Source organism: Flavobacterium plantiphilum (assembly GCF_046000495.1).
Lineage (GTDB): Bacteria > Bacteroidota > Bacteroidia > Flavobacteriales > Flavobacteriaceae > Flavobacterium > Flavobacterium plantiphilum.
The window spans coordinates 326,237-343,974 of the sequence record NZ_JBELQA010000004.1; the positions used below are offsets into that span (position 1 = coordinate 326,237).

At 33.6% G+C, this 17,738-nt stretch carries 11 protein-coding genes and 2 tRNA genes; 5 read left to right on the forward strand and 8 right to left on the reverse strand.

Features of this window, described 5'->3' with window-relative positions:
• Positions 1 to 116 precede the first annotated feature (116 nt).
• Together ABS764_RS09090 and ABS764_RS09095 are read right to left on the reverse strand one after the other, a co-directional pair.
• Positions 117 to 1,661, reverse strand: a complete 1,545-nt coding sequence (locus tag ABS764_RS09090) for an OmpP1/FadL family transporter (protein ID WP_408081472.1) — start codon at positions 1,659 to 1,661, stop codon at positions 117 to 119.
• Positions 1,662 to 1,682: 21 nt separating this feature from the next.
• Positions 1,683 to 2,594, reverse strand: coding sequence for a hypothetical protein (locus tag ABS764_RS09095; protein ID WP_408081473.1), 912 nt, complete (start codon positions 2,592 to 2,594; stop codon positions 1,683 to 1,685).
• A gap of 101 nt (positions 2,595 to 2,695) precedes the next feature.
• Here ABS764_RS09095 and proS point away from each other — a divergent pair, with 101 nt between their 5' ends.
• The 4 genes from proS (at position 2,696) to rpsT (ending at position 4,751) form a co-directional block, all read left to right on the forward strand.
• Positions 2,696 to 4,174 carry a proline--tRNA ligase gene (gene proS / locus ABS764_RS09100; protein ID WP_408081474.1) on the forward strand — a complete coding sequence of 493 codons (1,479 nt, stop codon included), beginning with the start codon at positions 2,696 to 2,698 and terminating at the stop codon, positions 4,172 to 4,174.
• Between the two features lie 97 nt (positions 4,175 to 4,271).
• A tRNA-Glu gene (locus tag ABS764_RS09105) sits at positions 4,272 to 4,343 on the forward strand.
• 44 nt (positions 4,344 to 4,387) lie between these two features.
• Positions 4,388 to 4,459, forward strand: a tRNA-Glu gene (locus tag ABS764_RS09110).
• A 40-nt stretch (positions 4,460 to 4,499) separates the two neighbouring features.
• Complete coding sequence (gene rpsT / locus ABS764_RS09115) at positions 4,500 to 4,751, forward strand: 30S ribosomal protein S20 (protein ID WP_073244725.1); 252 nt, start codon at positions 4,500 to 4,502, stop codon at positions 4,749 to 4,751.
• Positions 4,752 to 4,966: 215 nt separating this feature from the next.
• Here rpsT and ABS764_RS09120 read toward each other — a convergent pair whose 3' ends face one another.
• Positions 4,967 to 5,362 (reverse strand): response regulator, encoded by a 396-nt coding sequence (locus ABS764_RS09120; protein WP_408081475.1) that lies wholly within the window; start codon positions 5,360 to 5,362, stop codon positions 4,967 to 4,969.
• A gap of 7 nt (positions 5,363 to 5,369) precedes the next feature.
• Positions 5,370 to 7,082, reverse strand: coding sequence for a PAS domain-containing sensor histidine kinase (locus ABS764_RS09125; protein ID WP_408081476.1), 1,713 nt, complete (start codon positions 7,080 to 7,082; stop codon positions 5,370 to 5,372).
• A gap of 166 nt (positions 7,083 to 7,248) precedes the next feature.
• Here ABS764_RS09125 and typA point away from each other — a divergent pair, with 166 nt between their 5' ends.
• A complete protein-coding gene (gene typA / locus ABS764_RS09130) occupies positions 7,249 to 9,045 on the forward strand; it encodes a translational GTPase TypA (protein ID WP_408081477.1) in 1,797 nt (598 codons plus the stop codon).
• Positions 9,046 to 9,164: 119 nt separating this feature from the next.
• Here typA and ABS764_RS09135 read toward each other — a convergent pair whose 3' ends face one another.
• The 4 genes from ABS764_RS09135 to ABS764_RS09150 form a co-directional block, all read right to left on the reverse strand.
• The gene (locus ABS764_RS09135) at positions 9,165 to 13,577 is read right to left on the reverse strand and encodes a T9SS type B sorting domain-containing protein (protein WP_408081478.1); all 4,413 of its coding nucleotides are present in this window, start codon (positions 13,575 to 13,577) and stop codon (positions 9,165 to 9,167) included.
• A 30-nt stretch (positions 13,578 to 13,607) separates the two neighbouring features.
• Positions 13,608 to 15,446: a T9SS type B sorting domain-containing protein gene (locus ABS764_RS09140; RefSeq protein ID WP_408081479.1), complete on the reverse strand. Its 1,839-nt coding sequence runs from the start codon at positions 15,444 to 15,446 to the stop codon at positions 13,608 to 13,610.
• Between the two features lie 68 nt (positions 15,447 to 15,514).
• Complete coding sequence (locus ABS764_RS09145) at positions 15,515 to 15,916, reverse strand: response regulator (protein ID WP_408081480.1); 402 nt, start codon at positions 15,914 to 15,916, stop codon at positions 15,515 to 15,517.
• Entirely contained in the window at positions 15,906 to 17,714 is a 1,809-nt protein-coding gene (locus ABS764_RS09150) for a PAS domain S-box protein (RefSeq protein ID WP_408081481.1), read from the reverse strand. Before ABS764_RS09150 ends, ABS764_RS09145 begins: the two co-directional genes overlap by 11 nt.
• Between the last annotated feature and the right edge of the window lie 24 nt (positions 17,715 to 17,738).

Here is a 17,738-nt window from a genome sequence, read left to right on the forward strand (position 1 = left end):
CTGTATCTTTCCTGCCAAACACCGGCAGGAAAGGATGTCGCTGCCATCAGGGCTAAAAAAAACCGTCTTGTTTATCAGAGACAAGACGGTAATTCTTCAAATTATTTTGTCAGTAATTACAGTTCAAATAATAGGGATAAAGAAACGCTGTTGTTGATTGCATCGATACTGGCTCCGTCTTTAAAACCCTGACTAAAGAAACCTTGTTGCGAATTTCTTTTGGCGTAAGCATAAGAAAGATCAACTTTTGTGCCTCCGAAATTATAACCCAGACCTGCTGAAAATCCATTTAAATCACCCACAGTAGTTTTATCTTTATATGGACTTCCTTCAAAACGGTAACCGGCTCTCAGACTCAATCTTTCAATTTTGTATTCTCCACCCACTCTTATTTCAGAAGCTCCTCTTAATTGTTCTGAAATATCTGAATTAATATAAGTATTTCTGGTGTCTCTTTCCATGGAATATTCTATACTACTGTAATCTTTATAACCATAGTCCAAACTGATTAATCCTTTTTTGTTAAAAACATAAGCAATACTTCCTGTGATTTTACCGGGTGTTTTTAATTTATAAGTGTCGTATATTGTTGTTTGAAATGAATCTGGATTTATAACCTCTTCATTAGGATTATTGTTGTTTTCGTAATTTTGAATTGTAGAAAAAAGATTTTGTCTTATTTCATCATTAAATTTGTTCCAGGTAGGGGACTCGTAAGAAAGTCCTACACGTACTTCGTCATTTAATTTTGCTATAGCACCCAGTTGAAATGAAAATCCAGACCCATACGTATAAATTTCATTTTCAAATGAGGTGTTTAGTAAGTCTACTATATTGTTATTGGCATTATCGTTATCTTCGTAAAACAAGGTATTTTGTCTAAAATCAGTAAAATGAGAGTTTAAGGTTAGTCCCAGATACAGTTTGTCTTTGTATGAAGTGGCTGCGTTAAAAGAAAGTTTTCCATTATATCCTTCTGAAGTAATGGTATTTTTCTGATAGTAATTACCTCCTTGTGGTACATTGGAAATGTACACGGTATTTTCGTCAGTATCAGTTTCTGGGTTAATTAAATATCCTTGATATCCTAAAAAAGCTTGTTGATCAATGTAGTTTAGTTGTGAATAACTAGCACCATTATTAATGCTAATGTTACCTAGCGGAATTCCGCCCAGATTTCTGTCTGGATTTGCATTAGCATAATATAAAAAATAATCACCAACAGAATTGGTCGTATTGGTACCTGCAGAAATTATCGAGTTGTCATAATTGTTTGTTTGTTCGTAATTTATGGCTAATGCTATTTTTGTCCAATTACTTTGACTGCGATTATTGAAAACAAAAACAGCTCCGGCTTGATTGATGTTAAAGGAGTTGTCTTTTCCAGTCATGTTAGTACCAAAATAATTGGATTTATTTTTAGTGTCTGCGTTGCTAAAAGAAAAAGCAAGTTGGTTGTTGTTAAAAACAGCACTACCGGCCGGATTCACATTTAACGAAGATAAATCACCTCCTAATGCTCCAAAGGCACCGCTCATGGCTCTGTAACGTGCACTACCGTTGGGGGTATCCTGAGAATACCTTAAGGCATCTACTAATTCCTGAGATTGTACAGCGCTAAATGTAAACCCTGCTAAGATTAAATATAAGTATTTTTTCATTGTGTAGGTTTTAAATGGTTATTATCTTCTGCCACCTCCGGATGATCTTGAACCTCCGCCACCGCTGCTGCTTCCGCCATAAGAACGTCCGCTATTGCTGGATGGACTGCTGTAAGATCGGGAAGGAGTATAGCTTTCGTTTCTTGAATAGTTGCTTTGCTGTCTTGTCGTGGTGGTATTTTGGGTTGCAGATCTTCTTGTGGTAGTCTGATTGTTGCTGTTTGTGGGGTTGTTTCTGTTGTATGTTCTTGGGTTTGTAAATGTTGGTCTTCTGGAATTAACACGGTCTGTTGAGTAACTTCTGGTTGGAGTGTAAGTTCTATTTCCGGAAGAGTAATTAGCAGAGTTGCTTACAGATCTTCTTCTGGTTGGTGTATAAGTAGAGTAGTTGGGTCTGTTGTAGTAATAGTAATTGTTATTCCAGCCCCAATTATTATAACCCCAGTTGTTCCAGCCAAATCCATAGTTTATTCCCCAGTTATTCCAGCCCCAGTTATTCCAGCCAAAACCGTAGTTCATTCCCCAATTATTCCATCCCCAATTGTTCCATCCCCAGTTATTCCATCCAAATCCATAATTCATTCCCCAGTAATCTGGATAAATATTTACTATAGTTCCGGTTTGGTTGTCTCCCCAGCCGGCATAGCCGGTGTAAGAATCGTTATTAACAGAGTCGAAATCACTGTATTTGTCAATATCTGTAATGATTTCAGATTCACTGTCGCTTTGTAAGGAATTAAAATAGTCTTTGTAGTAATTATCAGAATTTGTATTTCTTCTTTCTATTCTTGGGTCAGTTGAGGTACTGTATATACCATCACTTTCGTAATAGGAGCTATTTTGATAGGAACCACAAGAGATCATAAAAAGACTTAGTAATCCAATATAAAGATAATTTTTTGCTTTTCTGAATGGAAAAATATTAGTTTTCATATCTATTGGGTTTTTTATTGTTGGACATTACAAAAATAGTTAGTTTTGCCAAACTATTTAGTTAAATAAAACAAAACAAAATTTGTGCCAAACTATTCAATATGAGTAAGAACCTTACTACGCGATCAGAAGATTATTCAAAATGGTATAATGAGCTGGTTGTAAAAGCTGATTTAGCCGAAAATTCAGGAGTTAGAGGCTGCATGGTTATTAAGCCTTATGGTTATGCTATCTGGGAAAAGATGCAAGCTGAATTAGACAGGATGTTTAAAGAAACAGGGCATCAGAATGCCTATTTTCCTTTGTTTGTTCCTAAAAGCATGTTTGAAGCCGAGGAGAAAAATGCCGAAGGTTTTGCTAAAGAATGTGCTGTGGTAACCCATTACAGATTAAAAAATGATCCTGAAAGACCAGGAAAATTAATGGTGGATCCTAATGCTAAACTGGAAGAAGAACTTATTGTTCGTCCTACCAGTGAGGCTATTATTTGGTCTACTTATAAAGGTTGGGTGCAATCTTATAGAGATTTACCTTTGTTAATTAACCAATGGGCCAATGTGGTGCGATGGGAAATGCGTACGCGTTTGTTTTTGAGAACTGCGGAGTTTTTATGGCAGGAAGGACATACGGCGCATGCAACAAGAAAGGAAGCTATTGAAGAATCAGAAAAAATGATGAATGTGTATGCTGATTTTGTTCAAAATTTTATGGCTATTCCGGTTGTTAAGGGATTAAAAACAGAAACAGAGCGTTTTGCTGGTGCTGAAGAGACCTATTGTATTGAAGCTTTGATGCAAGATGGGAAAGCGCTACAGGCGGGAACTTCTCATTTCTTAGGTCAGAATTTCGCTGAGGCATTTGATGTGAAGTTTGCCAATGCAGAAGGGAAACAAGAATATGTGTGGGGAACTTCTTGGGGGGTTTCTACAAGATTGATGGGGGCGTTGGTAATGACGCATTCTGACGATCAGGGATTGGTGTTGCCTCCAAATTTAGCTCCAATCCAAGTTGTTGTTGTTCCTATATATAAGACGGATGAACAATTGACTCAGATAACTGCTGAAGTAGATAAATTAATTGCTGATTTGCGAAAGCTGGGAATTTCGGTAAAATTTGATGACAGGACTACGCAAAAACCAGGTTTTAAATTTGCCGAATGGGAGTTAAAAGGGGTTCCGGTAAGAATTGCTGTGGGGCCAAAGGATCTTGAAAATGGAACTTATGAAGTGGCGAGAAGAGATACTTTGACTAAAGAAGTGAAATCTAAAGATGGCATTACAACATATATTAGCGAATTATTAGCGCAAATTCAGTCTGATTTGTTTAATAAGGCATTAAATTACAGAGAAACTCATATTACCGAGGTAAATAGTTTTGATGAGTTTAAAGAAGTTTTAGAGAACAAAGGTGGTTTTGTATCAGCGCATTGGGATGGAACTGCAGAAACAGAAGAGAAGATTAAAGAGTTAACTAAGGCTACTATCAGATGTATTCCTCTTGAGGCTGTTGAAGAAGCCGGATCCTGCGTGTTTACTGGGAATCCGTCTGCTAAAAGAGTGTTTTTTGCTAAAGCATATTAAAAAAAATAATTTTTTTTGTGTTAGCTATTGCGCAATTAAAAAACAGTTGTATCTTTGCAACCGCAATACAGAAATGCACTGCACAATGTAACGCAATGGTCCGTTCGTCTATCGGTTAGGACGCCAGGTTTTCATCCTGGTAAGGGGGGTTCGATTCCCCCACGGACTACAAGTTAATCTTAAAATAGATTGCAACTTACTTAGAGGAATATTGGTCCGTTCGTCTAGGGGTTAGGACGCCAAGATTTCGTCTTGGTAACAGGGGTTCGATTCCCTTACGGACTACAAGAAAAGATATAGTAAAAAAGATAAAAGATAAAATACAATGGCAAATCATAAGTCAGCTCTAAAAAGAATCAGAAGTAACGAAAAGAAAAGAGTGTTAAACAGATATCAACACAAAACTACTCGTAATGCTATTAAAGCATTGAGAATAGCTACTGATAAATCTGATGCTACTTCTAAATTGTCTAATGTTATTTCTATGATTGATAAGTTAGCTAAAAAGAATATTATTCATGATAATAAAGCGTCTAACTTAAAATCTAAGTTAACTAAATTTGTAAATAAGTTGTAATAAAATACAATTTTGAAAAATATTCATGAACCCTTTCTTTTAGAAAGGGTTTTTTGTTTATAAAAAGATTTTTGAAATCTAATGGGACCATGTTCAAAAGTTGGGGATTAACCAAAAAAATGTTAGATAATCTGAATAGAAAAAAAGTTGTACCCTTAAATATGTAATTGTATGATGTCTTTTTTGGTTTAAAAAAGAGAATATCAGATTGTGTATTACAGTTTAGAACTTAAATAAGTTAACATATCGGTTGTGATGGGCTTTGATAAGAAGTCAATTACCATAGGGTATTTTTTTGATTTTTCTAGGTCTTCAGGATCTATTGTTGAAGATAAAATAATTACTTTAGTGGTATTTACTTCTGAGTATTTATCGGTGCTGAAACTGTCAAGGAATTCCCAGCCATCCATTACCGGCATATTGAGGTCTAAGAAAATTAAATCTGGGAGTTTTGTCTCTTCTTTTTTTAGAACAGAATTGAAATATTCTAATGCTTCTTCTCCGTTTTTTGCAGTGATTATGGTGTTAGAAAAAGAAGCTTTTGCTATGACTTTTTTACATAACATAAGTGTTATCGGATCGTCATCGACGCATAAAATTAAATCTAACATGGGTGTTTTAGTTTTTAAATGTTAATGTGATTGTGGTTCCTTTATCTACCTCACTCGTGATGCTAATTGTGCCTTTCATGGCTTCTACTTGTGATTTGACTAAATAAAGTCCTAATCCTTTACTGTCAGGATAGTCATGAAATCTTTGATAAAGACCAAAAATTTTGTCTTTGTTTTTTACAAGATCAATCCCAATCCCATTGTCTTTAAAGTTAAGTTCTACGGTATTGTCATCAGTCTGACGGGCAGTTATTGTTATTTTTAAAATACGGTCATTGGATTTGTATTTTAAAGAATTTGTTAAAAGATTTAATAGAATGCTTTCAAGGTAGGCTTTATTAGTATTTATAATGCTTACTTTTTCCAAATCAAGTTTTAAGATTGGTTTGTGTATTTCTATTTGAGTTGTTACCTGATTAAAAACATTTTCAAAAACTTCTTTTAATGAAATACTTTCTTTTTGAACAACTGTATTGTCTTTGATAATCATTACTTTGGTTAGATCCTCTATAGTTTCATTTAATAAATGAGTGGATTTGTTAAAACCTTCAATGATTTCTTTAAGTTCAGAGTCTTCGATGTTAATGTCTTCAATGAGATTTAATAGTCCGGTCAGATTAGACATAGGAGCTCGTAGATTGTGAGAAGTGATATAAGAGAATTGTTTTAAATCTTTGTTATTCTGAGTTAATTCCTTAATAAGTTGTTCTTTTTCTTTTTCCTGATTTTTTTCTTCTGTAACGTCTCTTTGTATGGATACCCAGTTGGATATTTCGTTTTCAGCGTTGTAGATTGGAATTAAGGTAAAACGTAGCCAAAACTCGGTTTTGTCTTTTTTGTAGCATTTTATTTCCAGTATGCCTTCTTCTTTATTTTTAATAATTTGAGAAATCCTTTTTAAGACGCCTATATCTGTATTTTTGCCTCTGAGTAAACCAAGGGAGTTATTTATTATTTCTTCAGGCTTATAACCTGTCATGTTGGTAAAAGCAGGGTTTACATAAATAACTTTAGGTAAAAGGTTTTTATTAAAAGTAGCTTCGGTGATAACAATAGATTCTTTGGTTTGTAAGATTACTGTTTCAAGTAATTTTAAGCGTAGTTCTTCTTTTTTTTGTTTGGTTATGTCCTGAAGGGCACCAATCATCCGGATAGCTTTACCATTTTCATCTTTCAGAAGAAAACCTCTGTCTAAAACATACTTATAGGTGTTGTCAGCACATTTAAAGCGGTATTCATCCTGCCATTTTTCGGTTTTTTGTTCGAGAAAAGAATACAGCTTAATTGACATTTTGATGCTGTCTTCAGGATGGATGTTGCCAAACCACCAACTGGAATTATCTCCTACTTCGTTCTCTTCGTATCCAAAAACAGTTTTAATTCCTTTGCTCCAGCTGAGTTTGTCTTCCGGGATTTTCCAGTCCCAAATGGTATCGCTCGTTGCCTTAGCTACAATATCGTATTTTTGATTAGATTCTCTGATCTTGCTGTTAGTGTTTTCTAATCGTTCAAAAATGTTTTTGTTTCTATTTTCGTTTTTAGACAGAATATATTTGAAAACAAAGGCTGTTACAAAAATTAAAATCAAATCCTTTAAAAGATTGAAAATAAGGTAGTTTTCGGGTGAAAAAAATAAAGAAGTTGTCTTATATAGAAAAGTGGCCAAAACAACGGCAATAATTACGTATGTTATCGTTATTTGATTGGTTTTGCTTTTCATCGAATCAAATATAATTAATAATTGTTAATAGCAAAATATCTCAGATAACTTATTTTTGTTAGAGAATGATTAGTATATGTGTTAAACGTTTATTAATTGTAAAGTATTTGAGAAATATTTTTTATATCAAAATAAAGTGTACCTTTGCAGCCATTAAAAATCACAGATGGAATCTATTAGAAACATTGCAATTATTGCCCACGTCGATCACGGTAAAACCACTTTGGTTGATAAAATTATGTATCACTGTCAATTATTTCGTGACAACGAAAACACAGGTGATTTAATTCTTGATAACAACGATTTAGAGCGTGAGAGAGGTATTACTATTACTTCAAAAAACGTATCTGTTCAATATAAAGGAACAAAAATCAATATTATCGACACTCCTGGTCACGCTGATTTTGGAGGTGAAGTAGAACGTGTATTGAACATGGCCGATGGTGTATGTTTACTTGTAGATGCATTTGAAGGACCAATGCCTCAAACCCGTTTCGTTTTACAAAAAGCGATTGATTTAGGGCTAAAGCCATGTGTTGTTATCAATAAAGTAGACAAAGAAAACTGTACTCCTGAAGAAGTTCATGAAAAAGTTTTTGACTTAATGTTTGAACTGGGAGCCACTGAAGAACAATTAGACTTCCCAACAGTTTACGGTTCTGCTAAAAACAACTGGATGTCTGATGACTGGAAAAAGCAAACAGAAAACATAGAACCTTTGTTAGACATGGTTATTGCTAATGTCCCTGCTCCTAAGGTTTCTGAAGGAACACCACAAATGTTAATTACTTCTTTGGATTTCTCTTCATTTACTGGTCGTATTGCAATTGGTCGTTTAGAAAGAGGTGTTTTAAAAGAAGGTATGCCAATTTCTTTAGTAAAAAGAGATGGTAAAGTAATTAAATCCAGAATTAAAGAATTACACACTTTTGAAGGTCTTGGACGTAAAAAAGTAGCTGAAGTTATTGCAGGAGATATTTGTGCAATTGTGGGTGTAGAAGGTTTTGAAATTGGTGATACTATTGCTGATTTTGAAAATCCGGAAGCTTTGCAAACTATTGCTATCGATGAGCCAACAATGAGTATGTTATTTACCATTAATGATTCTCCTTTCTTTGGTAAAGAAGGTAAATTTGTTACTTCAAGACATATCAGAGAGAGATTAACAAAAGAATTAGAGAAAAACTTAGCAATGAAAGTTGGTGAGACTGATTCTGCGGATAAATTTATGGTTTTTGGTCGTGGTGTATTACACTTATCTGTTCTTATTGAGACTATGAGAAGAGAAGGTTATGAATTACAAATTGGTCAGCCACAAGTTATTATTAAGGAAATTGATGGTGTGAAATGTGAGCCAATTGAAGAATTAACTATTGATTTACCGGAAAATCTTTCTGGTAGAGCAGTAGAGTTCGTTTCAATCAGAAAAGGTGAAATGCTTTCTATGGAAGGTAAAGGAGAACGTATGGTAGTTAAATTTAATATTCCATCCCGTGGAATTATCGGTTTAAGAAACCAACTGCTTACTGCTACTGCTGGTGAGGCTATTATGTCACACCGTTTCATTGGATATGAGCCTTATAAAGGTGAAATCCCTGGACGTAACAATGGTTCGTTAATTTCTATGGAAAACGGAAAAGCAATTCCTTATTCTATTGATAAGCTACAGGACAGAGGTAAATTCTTTGTTGATCCTAACGAAGATATTTATGAAGGTCAGGTTATTGGTGAGAATACCCGTAGTGATGATATGACTGTGAATGTAACTAAAACTAAAAAATTATCTAACGTTCGTTCTTCAGGAGCTGATGATAAAGCAAGAATTATTCCTGCTGTCAAATTCTCACTTGAAGAGGCATTAGAGTACATTCAAAAAGATGAATATGTTGAAGTTACTCCTAAATCTTTACGTTTAAGAAAGATTTATTTATCTGAAACAGACAGAAAAAGATATAAAATCTAATTCTATAAAATTCCAATATTTTAAAATCCCAAATTCTAATAGGAATTTGGGATTTTTTTGTTCTAAATTTTAATAGTGATGGGAATGTGGATTTTAGAATATTGGAATTTTCTAAAAAGTTATCTTTTTAAGCTAAAATGCCCTTTTATTTCTTTTCCATTTTCCAGTTTGGCAGTATACCAATAATCATCTGAAGGTAATGGGTTTCCGTTAAAAGTACCATCCCATCCCTGACTTTGAGGGGTTATATCTTTTAAGAATTTGCCGTAGCGGTCAAAAATTCGGATAATTGTTTTTGAATTCAATTCAAAATTGATTCCTTCGATATTCCAATAATCATTATAACCGTCATTGTTTGGAGTAAAATATTTTGGGGCACCTAAAACAGCAACTGACTGATTCCTTATTCCGCAACCATTTTTATCTCTTATAAATACTTCATGTATTCCTGCGGGAACATTTTCAAAAAGTGCAGCGTCCTGATAAAACCCATTGCTGTCATCTAAGCTGTATTCATAATTCCCAATACCTTCAGTTAAAACTAAAATAGTATTATTATTGCTTAATTCACTCACTTCGATGTTGTTGATTTGTGCTATTTCAGAAGCTGTTACAGTTATCGTTCTGGTTCTGCTACAGCCTGAAGCTGAAGTAACTTTTACACTGTACTCACCGGCTGTATTTACTTGTAAAGTTGCATTTGTCTCGCTGTTTAAAATCTGATTGTCTTTAGACCAAATATAAGTGTAATTAGTTGTTGCATTGCCATCTGATATTCCTGCATCCAGATTTACATAAAAGTCAGGGAGGTTATTGCAAACATATACATCAGACTCATGATTTGCATTAATGTCAATATCAGGTTTCGGATTTACTTTTAAAGTAATATGCGTACCAATACCAAAACAACTGTTATCTGAATTATTGTCTACTCTCACCCATATTTTTTGTTCGTGTGGAGAAAGTATATTTCGATACGCTGTTGTGTTACTGATGGCATTTATTTCCGATAATGCATCCGCTTCTGTTTCATAATATTTTATGGAATAGGAGCTCACCGGTGGTGGAAGAAGTGCTAAAATACTATTCTCTGCACTGTTAAAATTAAACAATGAAATTCCATCATAATCATCATTAGCAGCATCAATATAATCATCGCAATTTTCGAATAAAAGATTAAAATTAGCCGGAATTTGTGTTGTTGAAACGGCTAAATCAATTTGTGCTACCGAAAAACAACTGTTGGTATTTTCAACACGTGTCCATACAGTTGTTCCGTTACTGGCAACATAAGCCTGAGGATTTGCAATTTTGTGGCTTAAATCATTCGCATTTGCTGCAGCTGAATTGTTAAAGTAGCTAAAATTTTCATTAGTATAATTAGCTGAAATTTCATTGTTTTTAACCGTTAAATTAAAAGCGGTTCTGCCGTCAGAATCGTCATCACATTGCGTAATAACAGTATTGTTTAGAACGGGTAAATTGTAAACGGTTAATTGTGTTTCATTGGAAATTAAACCACATGAGTTCCCTGTTTTGGTCAATTGTACTCGGTATTTGTAACCATTCATAGTTTGGCTAACTGAAGTAATATTCAGTTTATTTGTAGCTACTCCATTATAAGTGATGTCATTTGTTAGGTTATTCCAGTTTATTCCATCAATAGAAATTTGCCATTGATAGCTCATACCACCATTATCTGTCAGTGTAATAAAAGTATTTTGATTGATACAGGCAGGAATTGCGGTAGGTTGTGCAGTAATTACAATTGGAGCCGCTGTTATATAATTGGAGTGCGGAGTAGTATAAGTAGTTTCACTTGTAACCAGCCCATTTATATTTAATGAAAGCGGAGTATTTCCTCCTAGCATTCCATTGCCATTTGAATCTGTAAAACCTGCTTCGGTAACATCATAACATAAATCGTTGTCACTATCCAGATCTCTGTAGTTTTTTATTCCATCATTATCTGTATCAGTATTGTTGCTTCCTGTTTCAACTTCATCCAGAATTCCATCGTTGTCACTATCTAAATCAAGATAGTCAGGAATTCCATCATTGTCAGTGTCCACAATAGTTTTGGATTCAAATACATCATATATTCCATTATGATTTGTATCTGTAGTGGTTAATACAAAATTATTTTCCTGACTTTCTGTTAAATCAGGAATTCCATCATTATCGCTGTCGGTATCTAATTGGTCTGCTATTCCATCACCGTCTGAATCTTTGGGTACGCAAACAGCAAAAAACTGTAAAGTACTTTTGTTTAATTCTGTATCGGATAAATTTGTATGGGTAAAACTTATAGTATTTATTAAATAAGTTAAAAATTTAAAATTTGCTGAGCCTGCCGCTAAAGGAATAATTCCATTTAATTGAAAACGAATTTCAAAAGAAGAATATTCAGTCACACCACTTTCATAAATTCCATCATAATTGGTATCTATTAAGAGTTCGTTATTCGGGTTAAGAACTGTAATAGTTTTATCAACATCAGTAGAAATGGTATATTGTGCATTTAGATTTAATAAATCAGAAGGGTTAGCCGCGGTTACATACTCCATTCCGATACTTAGAGGTTTATTGAATGTTAGTGTATATTTGGTGAAATTCCCTTTTCCGGCGGGGATTTCAGAAATAAAACTTCCATTAGAATTTCCTGTAAAAGGAGTTGGACTCGAAATTGTTGAAGTAGCTATGTTAGCTGTAAATGAATTGGAATAATCCCCCACATCGATATTTCCCAAATTTAAATTCGAAATATTAAGGTTTTGATTTCCATAAGATTCGGTACAGTTGCTAATGCCGTCATTATCATTATCAAGATCTATATTATCATTCACAGTATCATTATCAATATCACCGGGACAGTTGCTAACCGGAATAATATCAGATACAATTGTTGTTCCACAACCGGAAATACTTCCCTGTACATAATAAAATCCGGGTTGGGCAGGAGCATATGAACTTTCAGTAGCATTAGGAATTGCGACATTATTAAAATACCATTGAAAAGTATCGTAATTTAAAATTGAGTTTACTTTCAATACCAGATTAGGAATACAGGAAGATATTCCTATATTGATTTTGTCAGAAGTAATTTCCGGCTTTGTGTCAAATCCGGAATAGTAACCGCCATAAGTAGCTGCGTCATTTGTGCCAAAATATGAGACATATACTTGTTTTGAAGATTTGACACTAATATTCCCTGTAAGATCATTTATGGTATAACGTTCATAGTCAGGGTTGCCGGGAATTGCAACGGGAATTGCATTAACAGGAGTGTTATTTATCAGTACAGTAGCTCCTTTTTCGGTTATAATATTTAGTTTTCCGGTATAAAATGTATCTCCTATAAACTGAATTTGCGGAATATTGTCCACAATATTTGGAGTTGCACAATTTAACGGTGGAACAAAAAACATATTTTGGTTAGCATTCGGATTGTTTCTTACGTTATTATCATCGAATGGAGGAAGTGTAGGTTTTAAACCTCCAATGGACTGATAAGCAAATACATTTTCGGTTGTTCTTACGTACAGGTTATCATTGACAAACTGAAAACCATCAATGGCAACATATTCTCCAGGCTGAAGAATATAATTAGGTGAAGTATTACCGTTGAGATAAATTTCGGTTTGTGGATTGTGAGCCACCAATAACACACGTTCTATTTCGTCTCCGCCTTCTCCTTTTACAAAAATATATTCTTTTCCTGTTTTTTCGAAGGGAACAATCTGATCAAAACCAATATCTCTTCCGGAAGGATTATTGTTCCTTATTTCGGTACTATTGCTTCCTCCAAAAGAGCCCGCATTGACAGCTATCGGTTTATCGGACTGGACTAATGCACCTATAAGTTTAGCACTGTTTGAAGGAGTGGTTTGAAAATTTAGATTGTTTTCTAAGGCAATTACATAACTTTCGTTTTTATTTAAATTTACAACAATAGAACCATTTATAACACTGCCATCTAATAGCTGGGTTCCCGGGGGAATATTAGAAACAGTTACTGTTGTGTTGTTTTCGGTTGCAAGAATTGATGCAAAATTGAGCAGTGTAGGATCACTTAAAGGATTGAGCATGCCCCCAAGTCTGAATGTTGTTCCCAAGGCGCTATTTCCTTTTGAGACTAATCCTCCACCATGATTATATCCTCCGTTATTATTTAATGAGGCATTTATTCTTACGCTAACATATATTAAATCGTCGGCTTCAATAATATATCCTTTATTATTTAATTTTCCGATTGCTGTTTTTGGAGTTAATAACTGTGTATTGTCTCCTCTTCCTATTTGATACACAAAAGGATTCGTATTGCTTACACTGGCATTAATGATTGGTCCGCCAATGCTAATAATTTTCAGTGCCACATTTTTAGTACTTGGCGTGGAAATATATAAATAATGATCCTCAGCCTCTAAATTTTCAGACTGGCTGGTTAATGGCGGGATATAATGTGTTTTACTAAACTGTGCCCAACAGTTTATTCCCATTAAGAGGAAAATCACAACAATTAACTTTCTCATTAGATAAATGTATAAAATCTTAACGATTATTTATCTTTTTAATGAAAAATGGCCTTTTATATTCTTACCATCTTCAAAAACAAGATTGAACCAGTAATCATCTGCAGGTAGTAAATGACCATTAAGCGTTCCGTTCCAGTGTAAATTTGTGGAATTGAATTGTTTTAATAATTTGCCAAAACGATCAAAAATAGTTATTGTAGCTGGGGCTAATAAATTTAAGTTTTTAATGGTCCAGGTGTCGTTAAATCCATCACCATTAGGTGTAAAATAACGGGAATAATCTAAGATAGTAAAAGAAAACGGATTTGATATTCCGCAGCCATTTTTTTCACGGACATAAGCAAAATAATTTCCGGCAGTAATATTTAAAAATCGAGGATTGTCCTGATAATGAATACCGTCTATAGAAAATTCATATTCACTGACGCCTGTATATTCAATTTCTACAGTATTTTCGTTTCCTGCAAAATCATTTGTTGTTACAGCTGTTATGGTTGCTACTCTATCCGGGATGCTCTCATTAGAAATTTCCAGTGTCAATAAACCATAATTAAAACAGCCATAACTGTTTATGGTTTTAGCAATGAGCGTTTGCGGATTGGATTGATTAATGTATCCCGTGCTGTTTAAAATGGGATTAATATTTGCCTGAGCATCAGCTAAATTTTCATAATAAATCAGCGTACTCAAACCGGAGTTGTTGTTTTGTATTTCAGTATCAGCCTGCGTTAAATCAAATAAAGATTTTCCGTCTTCATCAATATCACATTGAATTAAGGTAGCGTTATTCAGAATAATTTCCGGAGTATATTCTATCTTAATTTCGTTTGAAACACTGCAATCCGAAGGACTCAGAGTTACTTCGACTTTATAAATTCCGGGATTTTTAACCGTGTAAGAAGGATCTGTTTCTAAAGGTAATAAAACATCATTTTTATACCATTTATAAGTATAACTATTGGATAATTGTGTATCAATTATATAGTCTTCGCCAAAGCACACAGCATTGTTAGTAGCGAGTAATTTATCAGTTCCTAAATCTATTGCCGAGTTAAAACTGGCGGCTTCAATAAAAATTGCCGAATCATAGTAGTTAACAGCATCATCACCTATTACCAGTTTTATATGATAAGTGGTTCCGGGAGTTACAATAGCTTGTGCATTTAAAACTTTTGTTTGTCCGGCATAATTAATTGGACTGCTGTTGTTATTGTATTGTTCAAAATAGGTTTCGTTGACTGCATTACAGGTTTTAAGTACTCCATTGTCATTAAAACGAATAGCGGGGTGAATGTTTTGTGATGAAACTGCTACCGAAGTATTTGGAAGTACCGCTAAATTTTGATAAGCTGTTAAGCTTCCTTTTTCTTTTATTAGAAAAGCAAATCCGTCAGAATAGTTACAGGGGAAATCATCCTGATATTCATTGGATGCAAAAAAATAATTAAAACTTATTTTATTTGTTAACGCAATAAAATCAAATTCAAGAACTGTTGCATTAATAGAATTGATATTCAACGACTGATTTAAATCAGAATCGCCCAGCCAGGCATTGTTTCCGCCACCTAAATTTCTAACAAATGGTCCCACAGATTGCGTGCTGCTCCAGGTACTTAAAACTATTCCGGATTGAAAAGGGAAATTTGGATTGGTATTGTTAAAAATACCATAACTGTTTTTTCCTGAAGTAAATGAATCTCCGGAAACACTTTCATTTATTATTTGTAGACACGAACTATTATTGGTTAAGAGTGATACCAGTTCATTTGCAGTTTTTGTATCATCTACGCTAATCACTTGTGCTTTTATCGTGGTGAAAGCAGGAAGTAATACAAATAGAATTAAAATAAGTAACAGACTTTTCATAGTTTTACAAAGTTACTATAAATCGTTATTTTTTAGTTATTTGTATTTACCTATACTATAAAAAAAAATTAAATTTCATTTTCAATTAAAAGAGAGGTTCTCTTTATTTTTTCGGATGTCAGTGGCTTTATGATATAATTTTTAATAATTGGATAATTTTTTGTCTTTTCTAAATCAGAAGGGTCTATAGAAGAAGATACAATAAAAACTATTATTTTTTTTGCAAAAGTAATTAACTGAAATTCATCTAAAAATTGCCACCCATCAAGCACGGGCATGTTTAAATCCAGTAAAATAACATCCGGCAATTTAGACGAGTCAGAAGCATTAGTTTTAAGTTCGTCTAAAGCAGTCTGAGGATTATGAAACGAAACTATCTCTTCGCAAAAATTGTTTTTTGAAATGAGCATACTCATTAGCTTGATGGATAATTTGTCGTCGTCTATAAGGTAAGTCGTTTTATTTTTCATTGAAATATAATTTAAATGTACTGCCCATGCCTTTTTGGCTCTCAACTTCAATTTTACCCTTCATAACTTCAATTTGGTTTTTTACAATAAATAAATCAATTCCTTTTGCATCTTCATTTCCGTGAAAAGTTTTATACATGCCAAATAATTTTTGTTTATTTTTTTTAAGATCAATACCTAAACCATTATCCTTGAAATTGATAATATGAAATCCGTCTTTGTTCTCATAACTGATATTCAGTTGAGGTTCCCGATCGGGAGACTGATATTTTACTGCGTTACTTAAAAGACTTTGGATAATATTATCCAGATATGCCGGAATGATATTTAAAGTCAGGTCATTAGGGATATCATGGGAAAGCGTAATTTTATTTTTAAAAGGTTCTGCCAGTTTTTCGAGCTCTGTTTTTACATTAATTACCGTTTTTATAATGTGAACATTTTTTTTAATGGTAATCATCTCATTCAGATTTTCAATTGTATCAGATAATTTTTCGGTTGCCTCTTTAAACATATCGATTAACGCTATCTTTTCAAGAACATCTTCCGTACTTTCAATGACTTCTAAAACCATTAACAGATTGCTGGTATGAGACCTGATATTATGAGAAACGATATGAGCAAAATTCAGAAGTTTATTGTTTTGCTGACTGGTAACTTCCAGAATGTTGTTCAGTTCACTTTCTTTTTCTTTGGCAGCTGTAACATCTCTTCCTATAGCAATAAATTTATTGCAATTTCCATCGTTGTCAAATACCGGAGTTATATTCAGTTCTAACCAGTATTTTTGTTTTCGTTTATTACAATTTTGAAAAACAACTTTAATCTCTTCTTTGTTTTTTATTGCTTCTGTAATTTTATTTACCGTTTCTAAATTAGTACCGGGCTCAACAGATAGGTAGTTCGGTTCGTGGCCTATAATTTCTTCCAGTGTGGAATGCGTTAGTTTCATGTAAGCCTGATTTGCCCAGATAGCTTTTCCTTCGGCATTCGTTATAATTATGATATCGGTAGTTTCAGAAGCTACAAGTGATAACAAATTCAGATTTTCTTCAACTTCTTTTTTTCGGGTTATATTTCTAAAAAAACAAACCAGATACGTTCTGTTATCGATTACAAACTTTTTACCTGAGGCAGCCTGAACAGCAATTGTAGAACCATTCTTGTTTTTTATGTAAGTTTCTTTGATGAAATAGGTATTTTGTCTGATTTTTTCTTTCAGATAAAATTGAATTTCTTCTCTGTTGTCTTCAGGAAAAAAGAATGAATTATGAACACCAATTATTTCGGTGTCTTTATAACCGGTAAGTTCAAAAGTACGATTATTACAATCCGTAATGTTTCCGGTTTCGGTATCAATGATTACGATAGCATCGTTTGCACTGCTAAAAACGGAAGCATATTTCTCTGCTGCCGATTCTAATTGAGAAATTCTTTCTTCTTCAATGGTAACATCTCTGAAAGTACCATAAATACGACTATAATGTGTACCTATCGTATCCAGCTGACAAATACATTCCAAGTATTTAATGTTTTTTTTAGCGGTAATTATCTGGAACTTTCCATGACTCGGAATTTTGTTTTCAATGGTTTTCTTTAATAATTTTTTAAACTCAATTAGGTTTTTTCGGGTAAAAAATGAAAAAGTATTTTTATAATCAGGAATAAAATCATCTGAAACTTCAAAAAGAGATTTGGTTTTCGCATCCCAAAAAGCAGTGTTATCCTGTAAGTTAAGATCCCAGAGACCAATATTTAAAGTTTCTTCTGTTTGATTATAAATCACCTGTTTATTCATAGTAAAATAGTTCTAATAAGACAC